The sequence below is a fragment of the Leifsonia lichenia genome, from assembly GCF_054780215.1.
Map to the genome: position 1 here is coordinate 229,884 of NZ_BAAGWT010000009.1, position 13,350 is coordinate 243,233.

The 13,350-nt window shown below is 68.3% G+C and carries 8 protein-coding genes and 1 tRNA gene; all 9 read left to right on the forward strand.

All coding sequences use genetic code 11. The features are described from left to right. The first annotated feature begins 77 nt into the window (after positions 1-77). The 9 genes from topA (at position 78) to dacB (ending at position 13,350) form a co-directional block, all read left to right on the forward strand. Positions 78-2,987 (forward strand): type I DNA topoisomerase, encoded by a 2,910-nt coding sequence (topA, locus tag ACYVGI_RS16165; protein ID WP_460633615.1) that lies wholly within the window; start codon positions 78-80, stop codon positions 2,985-2,987. Beyond that, positions 2,984-3,628 carry a dTMP kinase gene (tmk, locus tag ACYVGI_RS16170; RefSeq protein WP_460633616.1) on the forward strand — a complete coding sequence of 215 codons (645 nt, stop codon included), beginning with the start codon at positions 2,984-2,986 and terminating at the stop codon, positions 3,626-3,628. Before topA ends, tmk begins: the two co-directional genes overlap by 4 nt. A gap of 74 nt (positions 3,629-3,702) precedes the next feature. Continuing rightward, positions 3,703-4,971, forward strand: a complete 1,269-nt coding sequence (locus ACYVGI_RS16175) for a DNA polymerase III subunit delta' (RefSeq protein ID WP_460633617.1) — start codon at positions 3,703-3,705, stop codon at positions 4,969-4,971. Beyond that, positions 4,968-6,569 (forward strand): alpha/beta hydrolase, encoded by a 1,602-nt coding sequence (locus tag ACYVGI_RS16180; protein ID WP_460633618.1) that lies wholly within the window; start codon positions 4,968-4,970, stop codon positions 6,567-6,569. Before ACYVGI_RS16175 ends, ACYVGI_RS16180 begins: the two co-directional genes overlap by 4 nt. Positions 6,570-6,634: 65 nt before the next feature. Then, positions 6,635-7,315 carry a TetR family transcriptional regulator gene (locus ACYVGI_RS16185; protein WP_460633619.1) on the forward strand — a complete coding sequence of 227 codons (681 nt, stop codon included), beginning with the start codon at positions 6,635-6,637 and terminating at the stop codon, positions 7,313-7,315. Positions 7,316-7,398: 83 nt separating this feature from the next. Beyond that, a tRNA-Thr gene (locus tag ACYVGI_RS16190) sits at positions 7,399-7,474 on the forward strand. Between the two features lie 326 nt (positions 7,475-7,800). Next, positions 7,801-10,356, forward strand: coding sequence for a PKD domain-containing protein (locus tag ACYVGI_RS16195; RefSeq protein WP_460633620.1), 2,556 nt, complete (start codon positions 7,801-7,803; stop codon positions 10,354-10,356). A 60-nt stretch (positions 10,357-10,416) separates the two neighbouring features. Further along, positions 10,417-11,673, forward strand: a complete 1,257-nt coding sequence (locus ACYVGI_RS16200) for an acyltransferase family protein (protein WP_460633621.1) — start codon at positions 10,417-10,419, stop codon at positions 11,671-11,673. Between the two features lie 39 nt (positions 11,674-11,712). Further along, a complete protein-coding gene (dacB, locus tag ACYVGI_RS16205) occupies positions 11,713-13,350 on the forward strand; it encodes a D-alanyl-D-alanine carboxypeptidase/D-alanyl-D-alanine endopeptidase (protein ID WP_460633622.1) in 1,638 nt (545 codons plus the stop codon).

Consider the following 13,350-nt stretch of genomic DNA (forward strand, 5'->3'; position numbering starts at 1 on the left):
CAGGGGTGCGGCGCCGGGGGAGCGCGCTACGAACGTCTCGCTGTTGCAGAACAGTGCGTACATATAAGAGGAGTCAGGTGTCTGACACGAAGAAACTCGTCATCGTCGAGTCACCGAACAAGGTGAAGTCGATCGCCCAGTATCTGGGCGACGGCTACGAAGTGATGGCATCCGTCGGACACATCCGCGACCTCATCGAGCCCAAGAACCTGCCGCCCGAGCTCAAGAAGGGGTCGCTCGGCAAGTTCTCGGTCGACGTCGAGAAGGGCTTCGAGCCCTACTACGTGGTCTCCGACCAGAAGAAGAAGACGGTCGCCGACCTCAAGCGCGCACTCAAGAACGCCGACGAACTCCTCCTTGCAACGGATGAAGACCGCGAAGGAGAGGCCATCGCGTGGCACCTCATCGAGGTGCTGCAGCCGAAGGTCCCCGTCAAGCGCATGGTGTTCCACGAGATCACCAAGGAAGCCATCGAGAAGGCGCGCGACAACACCAGGGAGATCGACACCGCACTGGTCGACGCCCAGGAGACCAGGCGCATCCTGGACCGGCTGTACGGCTACGAAGTGTCGCCGGTGCTGTGGCGCAAGGTCGGCCCAGGCCTGTCGGCCGGTCGCGTGCAGTCGGCCGCGACGCGCCTCGTGGTCGACAGGGAGCGCGAGCGGCTTGCGTTCGTCCCCGCGTCGTACTGGGGGCTGACGGCGCGGTTCACCCCGGAGGACGCCAACGGCTTCGAGGCCAGGCTCGCCAGACTGTCCGGAGAGCGCGTTGCCACCGGGCGCGACTTCGACGACCACGGAAAGCTGACGTCGTCCGCTCGCACCCTCGACGAGGAGACGGCGACCACCCTCGCCGCCGCGATCTCCCGGCCGAGCACCGTGGTGACGGTCGGCAAGGTCGACTCCAAGCCGTACTCGCGGCGCCCGGCGGCCCCGTTCACCACGTCGACGATGCAGCAGGAGGCCGCGCGCAAGCTGCGGTTCTCCGCCAAGCAGACGATGAGCGTCGCGCAGTCCCTCTATGAGAGCGGCTACATCACCTATATGCGAACCGACTCCGCGTCGCTCTCGCAGCAGGCCACCAACGCCGCCCGCACACAGGCCGCGAAGCTGTACGGGCCGGAGACGGTGCCGGACAAGCCGCGCACCTACGCGTCGAAGAGCAAGAACGCCCAGGAGGCGCACGAGGCGATCCGCCCTTCCGGTGAGGTCTTCCGCACGCCGTCCGAACTCGAGAAGGTGCTGCGCGGCAACGAGTTCCGGCTGTACGACCTCATCTGGAAGCGCACGGTCGCATCGCAGATGGCCGACGCCAAGGGGCAGACGGCGTCCGTGACCGTCGAGACAAAGGTCACAGAAGGCGAGCACGCCGGCACGGTCGGCGAGTTCACCGCGAGCGGCACGGTCATCACGTTCCGCGGCTTCCTCAACGCATACGAGGAGAGCAAAGACGAGGAGCGCAACTCGTCGGACGCCGCTGACGCGAAACTGCCGCCGCTGCAGCCCGGTCAGGGGCTGAGCGTCGAAGACGTCGAAGCTGACGGTCACGAGACGACCCCTCCGCCGCGCTACACGGAGGCCAGCCTCGTCAAGGCGCTCGAAGAGCTCGGCATCGGACGGCCGTCGACGTTCGCGAGCATCATCTCCACGATCGTCGATCGCGGCTATGTCACGCCGCGCGGGCAGGCGCTGGTTCCGAGCTGGGTGGCGTTCTCCGTCGTCCGGCTGCTCGAGGACTACTTCGGCGACCTGGTGCAGTACGACTTCACGGCCGAGATGGAAGACGATCTCGACCGCATCGCCGACGGCGAGGCGGAGCGCGTCGACTGGCTCAACAGCTTCTACTTCGGCAGCGACAAGCACACGGGTCTGCGCCGTGTCATCGACAACCTCGGCGAGATCGACGCGCGCAGCATCAACTCGATCGCCATCGACGACGACGTGACGCTGCGCATCGGCAAGTACGGCCCGTATCTCGAAGTCGCCGAAGAGGGTGCGGCAGAAGGTGCTACACCGCGCAGGGTCAACATCCCGCCGGAGCTCGCGCCGGACGAGCTCACGCCCGCCAAGGCGCACGAGCTCATCGATGCGCCGGTGCTCACCGACCGGATCCTCGGCGTCAACCCGGAGAACGGCAAGAACATCGTGGCGAAGGACGGCCGATTCGGGCCGTACGTCACCGAGGTCGACCCGGAGGAGCCTGCGGCTGAGACCGTCGACCAGGCGACAGGAGAAGTGGTCGCCGCTCCCGCCAAGAAGACGACGAAGAAGGCCGCGGCCGTCAAGCCGCGCACCGCATCCCTGTTCAAGTCGATGGACCTCGCGTCGCTCGACCTCGGCACCGCGCTGCAACTGCTCGACCTACCGCGCACGGTCGGACTCGACCCGGAGAGCGGCGAGGAGATCCAGGCGCAGAACGGGCGATACGGCCCGTACCTGAAGAAGGGCACGGACACCCGCTCGCTCCCGAGCGAGGACGACATCTTCGCGATGGACCTGGCGGGAGCCCTCGAACTGTTCGCGCAGCCGAAGTACGGCAACCGCCGCGCGTCGAGCGCGCTCAAAGAGTTCGACGCCGACCCGGTCAGCGGCAAGCCGATCAAGGTCAAGGACGGCCGGTTCGGCCCGTACGTGACCGACGGGGAGACCAACGCGACCATCCCGCGCGGCGAGACGGTCGAGGAAGTCGACTTCGAGCGCGCCGTGCAACTGCTCGCGGACAAGCGCGCCAAGGGACCGGCGAAGAAAGCCCCGGCCAAGAAGGCGCCAGCGAAGAAGGCACCAGCGAAGAAGGCGCCGGCCAAGACGACGGCAGCCAAGACGACGGCAGCCAAGACGACGGCGGCTAAGGCGACGGCAGCCAAGACGACGGCAGCCAAGACGACGGCAGCCAAGACGACGGCGGCGAAGACCACTGCGGCGAAGACGACCGCGGCCAAAACCACCACCACGCGCAAGGCGGCGGCCTCGAAGACGGCGTCGGAGTGAGCGCGGACGACACGAATCCGGAACGCCGCGGGCTCTTCATCACGATCGAGGGCGGCGACGGGACGGGCAAGTCCACGCAGGCGAAACTGATCGAGGAGTGGTTGGCGGAGCGGGGTCGCACGGTCGTGCGCACCCGTGAGCCAGGCGGAACCGAGGTCGGCGTCGAGATCCGCGAAATCGTCCTGCACCACCGCGGCGACATCGCAGCCAGAGCGGAGGCGCTGCTGTACGCGGCCGATCGTGCGCATCACATCGAGACGTTCGTGCGTCCGGCTCTGGAGCGCGGCGAGGTCGTCCTTCAGGACCGCTACCTCGACTCGTCTGTCGCATACCAGGGAGCCGGGCGGGTGCTCGACCCCGTGGAGATCCGCGACCTGTCGCTCTGGGCTGCTCAGGGCCTCCTGCCCGACCTGACCATCCTCCTCGACCTCGACGAGAGCGCCGCGCGGGCACGGCTCGACACCTCGCGCACCCGCTACGACAGGCTGGAAGCCGAGAAGTCGGACTTCCACGCCCGCGTGCGCGCCGCATACCTCGGGCTGGCCGAGGCGGAGCCGGAACGATTCCTGGTGGTGGATGCGTCGCGCCCCATCGACGAGATCGCTGCGGACATCCGCGCGCGCCTCGAACCGTATGTCTGATCGGGAAGCGACGTCGGCAGCACGCCCCCGCAGCGCATTCGGCGGTGTCGGTGGTGACCGCTAGCCTGGGAGGCATGGCAGTGTGGGATGACCTGACGGGTCAGGACGACGCCATCGCCATCTTCAAGGCAGCAGCAGCCGGTGGATCGGCGCCAAGCGCATCCACTGGGGCTGCATCCACCGTGGCCACATCCACTGGCGCCGCATCCGCCGCATCCACCGCAGCCGTCACTCCGGCAGGGTCGGCCACAGGCCGCAGCATGACGCACTCGTGGCTCATCACCGGCCCGCCTGGCTCCGGTCGGTCCAACCTCGCGTTCGCCTTCGCCACCGCCCTGCTCAGCCCTGGCACGCCGGAGGGCGACCTCGCCACGCAACGGCAGGTGGAGGCGCGCACCCACCCCGACCTGGCCGTGCTCAGCACTGAGCGCGTCATCATCTCCATCGAGGAGGTGCGCACGCTCGTCGCCAGCTCGCAGTTCTCCCCGTCGGTCGGCCGGTACCGCGTGATGATCATCGAAGACGCCGACCGGATGAGCGAGCGCACCTCCAACGTGCTCCTCAAAGCGCTCGAGGAGCCACCGGAGCGCACCGTCTGGATCCTCTGCGCTCCGAGCGACGCCGACCTCATCCCGACCATCCGCTCTCGTGTCCGCACCGTGCGGCTGCGTGTCCCGTCCGTCTCCGACGTCGCCGCCCTGATCGAGCGCCGCGACGGCGTCGACCCTGCGACGGCCGAGCGCGCGGCCAGGCACGCGCAGAGCCACATCGGCATGGCCCACCGGCTCGCCACCAACGACGAGGCCAGGCGCAGGCGCGAAGAGACGCTGCAGTTGGTGCTGCGGATGCGGTCGGTGTCGGACGCCGTGCTCACCGCCGCCAGCCTGCTCGAGATCGCAGGGGCCGACGCGAAGGCCATCACAGAGGAACGGGACGCGGAAGAGCGCGAGCACGCCCTGCGCTCGCTCGGCGTTGAACCAGGCGGCTCCATCCCGCCCGCGCTCCGCTCCCAGTTGCGCCAGCTCGAGGAAGACCAGAAGCGGCGAGCGACCCGCAGCCTCCGCGACGGGATCGACCGCATCCTGGTCGATCTGCTGTCGCTCTATCGCGACGTGATGATGCTGCAGCTCGGCAGCGCGAGCGAGCTCGTGAACCTGGAGCTGCAGGACAGCCTCGATGCTCTCAGCACTCACACGACTCCCGCAGCTACGCTCGCGGCGATGGACGCGATCGCCACCGCCCGTCAGCGGATCGACGGGAACGTCGCTCCCGCGCTGGCGATCGAGGCCATGCTCACCACCATCCTGCGCGGCGGTGCCGCTCGAAAGGGGAACGACCAGTGACCACCCGCCACGGCCACTCCGACGCGCGCGGTCGTTCCGCAACGCGCACCACCGGCTCCCGACGAGGAGGGCGCCGAAGCGCGCGCACCGCACTCGTCGCGGTCGCGGCGATCGTGGCTCTGACGCTCACCGGATGCGTCACCTGGTTCATCCCGCCCAAGACCGCGCAGACCTCCACCCCCGTCGCCGAGCAGGTGGCCGCCGACCTGCAGCCGTTCTACAGCCAGGTGCTCAAGTGGCAGAGCTGCGCATCCGGCAAGCAGTGCGCCACCGCGAAGGCGCCCCTCGACTGGAAGAACCCGTCGTCCGGTGAGATCGAGCTTGCGCTCATCCGGCAGACGGCCAAGGGCACCAAGCAGGGCTCGCTCCTGGTCAACCCCGGCGGTCCTGGCGGGTCCGGATACGACTTCGTGCGGGACTCCGTCGACTACGCGACGGACAGCACCCTGCAGCAGCACTTCGACGTGGTCGGATTCGACCCTCGCGGGGTCGGCCACTCCACGGCGGTGAAATGCTACGACGCCAAGCAGATGGACGGCTACCTCTACGACATCACGCCCGGCACACGCGGCTCCGATGCGTGGATCGCCGAGAACACCATCGTCTCCAAGGACTTCGGCTCTGCGTGCGCCACGAACACCGGAGCGCTGCTCGAACACGTCGACACGGTCAGTGCGGCGCGCGACCTCGACCTGCTGCGTGCGGTCCTCGGTGACAAGAAGCTCAACTACCTCGGCTACTCGTACGGCACGTACCTCGGTGCGGTCTACGCCGACCTCTACCCCGGCAAGACCGGCCGCCTGGTCCTCGACGGCGCGCTCGACCCCGCCGCAAGCAACTTCGACGTGACGAAGGTGCAGGCGGAGGGCTTCGAGAGCGCGCTCCGCGCATACCTCAAGGACTGCCTCGCCCAGAAGGGCTGCCCGTTCAGCGGGTCGGTCGACGACGCGATGAAGACCATCAGCGACCTGCTCGCCTCTGTCGAGCAGAGCCCCATCCGCAACTCGGACGGCCGGGAACTCGGCGCGAACACGCTGGTCACCGCCATCATCTACCCCCTCTACGACGCAACGGCCTGGTCGTACCTGACCGACATGTTCACCTCGGTGATGAAGGGGAGCGCATCCACTGCCTTCACCCTCGCCGACGCGTACAACAACCGGCAGAGCGACGGCACGTACGGCGACAACTCGACGGAAGCGTTCATGGCGATCAACTGCCTGGACTACACGTACGACGCGGACCCGGCCACGATGCGCGCGCAGGCCGCAGAGCTGGCGAAGGACGCTCCCGTGATCGGCCCGTACATGTCGTACGGCGACATCGGATGCGCGAACTGGCCATACACGTCCTCGGTCGAACGCGGTCCGATCGCCGCGAAGGGCTCAGCCCCCATCCTGGTCGTCGGCACGACGAACGACCCGGCGACGCCCTATGTCTGGGCGAAGAACCTGGCCGGCGAGCTGGAGAACGGCCACCTGCTCACCTACAAGGGTGAGGGCCACACCGCGTACAACAAGTCCAACTCGTGCGTGAACGGCGCGGTCGACGACTTCCTCGTGAAGGGCACCATCCCGGAGGCGGGCAAAACCTGCTGAGATTGGCCTGCCCATTCCGGTTCGACGGAGTGGTGCAATTTTGCAGACAATGAAATAATCGTCGAATGAGCATGGTGCAGGAAGAACTCGGGCTGCGGGAGCGCAAGCGTCTCGCGACCAGGCGCGCGATCCAACTGGCGGCGCTCGAACTCGCCAGCGAGCGCGGCTTCGACCGGGTGACGATCGACGAGATCAGTCACGCGGCGAACGTGTCACCGCGCACGTTCTTCAACTACTTCCCGTCCAAAGAGTCCGCCATCATCGGCGAACTGCCGGAACTGCCGGACGAAGAGCGCATCGAACGCTTCATCGACGCCGGGCCGGAGGAACCCATCCTCGACGGCATCAGCGAACTGCTCATCGCCGCGATCGACACGGTCGAGCTGACCGGCGACGACCACGGGGGAGCAGTGGATGCGACGCGCAGCGTCCACGAACTCCACACCCTGCGTCGCGCCCTCCTCAAAGACAACCCGGAGCTGTTCGCTCAGCGGATGGCGAGTATGCACCAGTTCGAGGACGCCCTGAGCGCCATCGTGCAGCGCCGTCTCGCCCACGACGACCCCGCGCTCGCCTCCGACCAGGAGACCCTCCACCAGCGCGCCAGGCTTGTCACATACGTCTCCTTCGCCGGGATGCGCCACGCGTGGTCGTGCTGGGCGGACCACGGAGGCGTCGAGCCGCTCGCCGACCGCCTCCGCAGTTCGTTCGCTCAACTCCAGGCGCTCGGCACCCAGGTGCGGTGAGCCGCAATCTCAGATGGTCAGTAGCACCCTCGAACATCGGGTAAGCTATCTGACTGTGCGTAACGCCCTCGGGCGAGACCCACGCCGCCCTAGCTCAGTCGGCAGAGCATCTCACTCGTAATGAGAAGGTCAAGGGTTCGATTCCCTTGGGCGGCTCCATCTGCCCCGTCCCCGGACGGGGCTTTTTCGATCTCCGGAATGCAAGAAATCCGTGCCAGCACGGGGTCGACTGCGCTGTCTCAGGCGTACCCTGGTCAGAAGTTGAGAATCATTCAGGTTCGGCAGGACTGTTGTCAGCCGGACTCGTGGACGGACGCCGTGACCGCCGTGTGCGGGAGCGATGCCGCAGCGCGAACCCGAAACTCCACACGCGCCCTGGGCCTGTGACGCACAGCATCCGCAACCGGGAACCCGAACTCGGAACCGCAGAGCCGCAGGGGCGCATCCTGCACCCACCAGGTGCCAACTCGCCTGTCGAGGTTGTCATGAGCTTGTTCCGCACATCCACGTCCCGCGGAGTCGGCGTCGCCGCGTCCATCGCGACGGCCATCGGTCTCGTCTTCGGAGGGCTGGCCATCGCCGGCCCGGCCAGCGCCGACACCATGCCGCCGAATCCCGCCGACCCGGCCACGCCGCCGACGGTCAGTGCGCAGGCGCTGCCCACCACGCAGATCGATGGTGTCGCGTGGGCGCAGGTGGTCGTCGGGAACACGGTCTACGTGGCGGGCAAGTTCACCACGGCACGTCCAGCCGGGGCGCCGGCCGGGTCCAACACGACGCCGCGCAGCAATCTGCTCGCGTACAACGTCACCACCGGCGCCCTCATCTCCACCTTCAACGTTCCGCTGAATGCCCAGGCGCTGGCGATCGCCGCCACACCGGACGGCTCCCGCGTGTACGTCGGGGGCGATTTCACCACAGCGGGCGGGGGCAACTACTACCGCATCGTCGCCATCAGCACCGCCACCGGACAGATCGTCAGCTCGTTCCGGCCGATCATGGAGAGCCAGGTGCGGGCGCTCGCCGCGACGAACACGGCTGTCTACGCCGGCGGAACCTTCTCGAGCGTCAACGGAGCAGGGCGCGGCTATATCGCCGAGATCAACGCATCCAACGGGGCACTGATGACGACGTTCGCCGCGAGCGCGGACTACGTCGTGGATGCGCTCGCTGTCAGCCCGGACGGCACCAAGGTGTACGCGGGCGGCCGCTTCCAGAACATGAACGGCAGCTCCCACTACGGCCTCGCCATGCTGAATGGCGCGACAGGCGCGAACCTGCCGTTCCCCGCCAACTCCGTGGTGCGGGATGCGGGCACCCAGGCGGGCATCACCACCCTCGTCGCCACCTCCGACAGGATCTACGGCGCCGGCTACGTGTTCGGATCGGGTGGCAACCTGGAGGGCAGCTTCGCCGCTGACGCCAACACCGGAGCGCTGATCTGGCTGGAGGACTGCCACGGCGACACGTACAACGTCTACCCGCTCGGCGACGCTTTGTACGCGGTGGGCCACCCGCACGACTGCCGGAACGTCGGCGGCTACCCCGAGACCAACCCGCGCACCTTCCACCACTCCATCGCGTTCTCGAAAGCACGGACGGGCGCGCTCACGAACGACGGCAACCGCAGCTACTTCAACTTCGCTGGCCAGCCGTCCCCGTCGCAGCTCAACTGGTTCCCCGACTACGTGACAGGGTCGTTCACCGGCCAGGGGCAGGCCGCGTGGAGCCTGGCGGGCAACAGCCAGTATCTCGTCGTCGGCGGTGAGTTCCCGTTCGTGAACGGCGTCGCGCAGTACGGCCTCACCCGCTTCGCCTTCGACAGCGTCGTGCGCAGCAACGTCGGACCGAACAACAACACCGCGCTGGCGCCGAACGCGACCTCGCCGGCAGCCGGGCAGGCCAAGATCACCTGGACGTCGACCTACGACCAGGACAACACCAACCTGAACTACAGGCTGGTCCGCGACGGCAACACCGCCAGCCCGGTCTACCAGACCAACCAGCTCTCCACTTTCTGGAACCGTCCGGCCATGAGCTTCACGGACACCGGCCTCGCCGGGGGCAGCCAGCACACGTACACCCTGTATGTGACCGACCCGGACGGCAACCAGATCAACCGCGCGGGCAACACCGTCACCATCGTGGGCGGGGGAGCGAACCAGAACCCGGTCGCCTCGTTCGTGGCGACACCGGACGGGCTGTCCGTGTCCGTCGACGGGAGCGCATCCAGTGATCCGGACGGCTCGGTCGCCGCCTGGGCGTGGACGTTCGGCGACGGAGGAACGGCGACCGGCGCGACAGCAGGGCACACATATGCCGCAGCCGGCACGTACACGATCACGCTGAAGGTCACCGACAACCGCGGGGGCCAGGCCACCACCTCGAAGCCGGTCACGGTGACGGCCACCGCGAGCACCACACTGGCCAGGGATGCGTTCGAACGCTCGGTCGCGAACGGCTGGGGCGCCGCAGAGGTAGGCGGCACGTGGACGAGCGCTGGTGACGCGACCGCGTACTCGGTCGCCTCTGGCACGGGACAGATGGTCGATCCGGCCGGTATCACACGGACGGAGACCCTGAACGCTGTGTCGTCGAACCGCACGGACACCGCGGTGACGTTCACCACTGACGTCGCGTCGTCCGGCGGCGGGACCTTCGTCTCGGCCATCGGACGGCAGGTGGGGTCCGTCGGCTACGAGGGCCGCGCGTGGATCAGCGGGAGCGGGGCCGTGCAGGTGCAATTGCTGCAGGGCGGGAACACGCTCCAGGCGGTGTCCGTCAGCGGCCTCACGTACACGGCCGGGCAGCAGCTCACCCTGCGCGTGCAGGTGTTCGGAACATCGCCGACCACCGTGCGGGCCAAGCTGTGGCCGGCCATCCAGACCGAACCGGCCGCGTGGCAGGCGAGCGTGACCGATGCGACGGCCGCCCTCCAGGCCTCCGGGTCCGTCGGACTGCGCACGTACCTGTCCGGCGCGGCGACGCTCACGCCGGTGCGCGCGAAGTTCGACAACTACCTGGTGTCCGTCGTGCCGTAACGGTGACGGCACGGGCACGGGCACGGGCACGGACACAGGCGGGTGGGGAGGGCGCGCAGAATGCACGAGACGACGACGGGGGAGAGCCCTGATCGCAACGGGTCGGCCGGGGCGCACGGGCGCCGCTACCGATCGCTCGACGGGCTGCGGGGCGTGGCGGCGCTGTCCGTGGTGCTGTACCACGCACTGCTCGTTGTGCCCGCTGTCTCCGTGCTCTACATCGAGAAGGAGGATCCCGCGCCGCTGACGCCGGAGTGGTGGCTGTTCCGCACGCCGTTGCGCCTGGTCATGCCGGGGCACGAGGCCGTGCTGATCTTCTTCGTGCTGTCCGGGTTCGTCCTCACCCTCCCGCTGCTCACCCACCGGCAGAGCCCTCGCAGCATCCTGGCGTACTACGCGAGACGTATCCTCCGGCTCTACATCCCTGTTTGGGGAGCGGTGGCGTTCGCCCTCCTGCTCGCCGTCGCCGTCCCGCGCGACCCGTCGTCAGGCAGTAGCTGGCTGGCAACACACGTGGCTCCGACCTTCTCCGCCGTCTGGCACGACCTCGTGCTGGTGCTCGGCACGTCGAACCTGGACAGCCCGCTCTGGTCGCTGACCTGGGAGGTGTGGTTCTCTCTGCTCCTGCCTGTCATGTATCTGCTGCTCAGGGTCGCCCGCGTGCACGACTGGTGGCTCGGCGGCATCGCGCTCCTCATCGCCGTGTCGGCGATCTCGCGCTTCCCCGCCGTGATCGACGCACTGCCGCAGGCGTGGCTGACCGGTGGGATGCTGCAGTACCTGCCCGTGTTCGGCATCGGGATGATCATCGCGACACGACGGGACACGATCGCAGACCTCGCCACGCGCATCCGGAGCTGGTGGCCGTGGATCGCCGGCGCGTTGCTGCTGCTGATCGCACCGAGCCTGGTGCCGACGGGCCCCACATACACGCCCGTCGCGGCGGCGCTCGCCGCGGTGAGCCTCGTCGGAGTCGCAGGGGTGGTGGTCGTCGCTCTGGAATCGCCGGCACGGCGGGCATTGGAGACCAGGCCCGTGCAGTGGGCAGGCACGCGCTCGTTCAGCATCTACCTCATCCACGAGCCGATCCTGGTGGCCGCCGCGCTGCTCACCGGGGCGGATGCGTGGGTGCCCTGGCTGTTCGTCGCGCTCGCCGCGGTTCCGGTGATCCTGGTCGCGGCGGAAGGCTTCCACCGCGTGATCGAACGTCCGTCGATGCTGCTGTCGCAGAGGGTCGGCAGGGCGATCATGGCCAGGCCTCCTGCGCGGCCGGTGCAGGGAGCGCAGGATGCGCCGATCCGGGATGCGACGAGCTAGCCCGTTCGCGCTCCCAGAAAACGCAGGTAATATACCCGGATGCGCGAATCGGACACGCCCGATACTGGCATGTCGAACGGCTCTGAGCCGGACTCGACCACCACCCCCGCCACCATCGTCCCCCGGACGGACTCCCTCGACACGAGCGAGCCCGTCACCTCGTCGACCCGCGCAGCGCGCCGGTCGGAGGAACGCAACGGAGCGCGCGCAGGTGCCGCAGCCGGTGCCGGTGCGGCGCTCGGCGCAGGGCTCGGCGGAGTGTTGTCCGCCATCAGGAAGCACCCGAAGGCGTGGATCATCGCGGGCGCCTCCGCGGCGTTCGTCATCCTCGGCGCCGGCTCGGTCGCACTCGGTGCGACCGTCGGCACGCCGGCCGAAGCCGCAGCAGCTCCGACCCACAGCGCCAGCCCGACGCCGACGCCCACGCCCACCAAGACCGCAGACCCCGTGCGTCCCGTCCCTGCCAACCAGCCCGCCGCCGCCCGGGTGCGCACCTGCTCGGTCGCCGGACTGTCACAGGACGGCCGACTCGGCAACCTTGAAGCCCAGGTGGTGGATGCACGCACCGGCGAGGTCCTCTTCGACCGCAACGGCGGCAAGCCGGGCCCCACCGCGAGCGTGCTCAAGACCCTCACCTCTGCCGCCGCCCTGCAGGTGCTCGGCCCCGACTACCGGGTGTCGACCACTGTCGTGAAGGGCAGCGTGCCCGGCCAGATCGTGATCGTGGGCGGTGGGGATGTGACACTGTCGCGTCTCCCGGACGGCCAGGCCTCGTTCTACACCGGCGCTCCGAAGATTCAGGATCTCGCCAACCAGGTGACCCAGGCGATGGGCGGCCAGCCGATCACGTCGATCGTCACGGACACCTCGCTGTTCGGGGGCCCGGTCTGGCAGCCGAGCTGGGACGAGCAGGAGGAGCGCGTCGTCGAGGGCTCGACGTCGTACATCACCGCTCTGCAGGTCGACGGCGACCGCGACGACCCGACCGCCGTCGAGTCGCCGCGCAGCACAGACCCTGTCGGGCGCGCCGTGCAGTACTTCCAGCAATACCTCGGCACCAACGTCCCCGTGACCGCCGGCACGGCCCCCGCCGGTGCGCAGCAGATCGCGGCGGTGCAGTCGCAGCCGGTCACCACGCTGATCGACCAGGCGATGCGCGTCTCCGACAACACGATCATGGAGGAGCTCGCCAGGCTGGTCGCGATCAAGACCGGCGCAGGCAACACCTTCGATGCGGAGAACGCCGGTGTGCTCGCCGCGCTGAAGCCATACGGGATCGACACCGCGGGCATCCACATCGCAGACGGCTCTGGCCTGAGCGCGGACAACGCCGTGCCGCCGTCCTATCTCACGCAGCTCTTCATCAAGGTGCTCAACAAGCAGAACGGCCTCGGCGTCGTCTACGACGGACTGCCCGTCGCCGGTCAGTCCGGGACCCTCGGGCCGGGTTACAGCCGCTTCACCGGAGCGAACGCGGCAGCCCGCGGAGCGGTGCTCGCGAAGACGGGCTGGATCGATAACGGGTACACCCTGTCCGGCATCGTGAACGCTGCGGACGGCACCCCGCTGACGTTTGCCGTGTTCGCTCTCGGAAACGTGGGAGACAATGCCAAGCAGGCGATCGACACGCTCGTCACCGGCTTCTACAAGTGCGGCGGCAATCTCTCCAACCAGTGA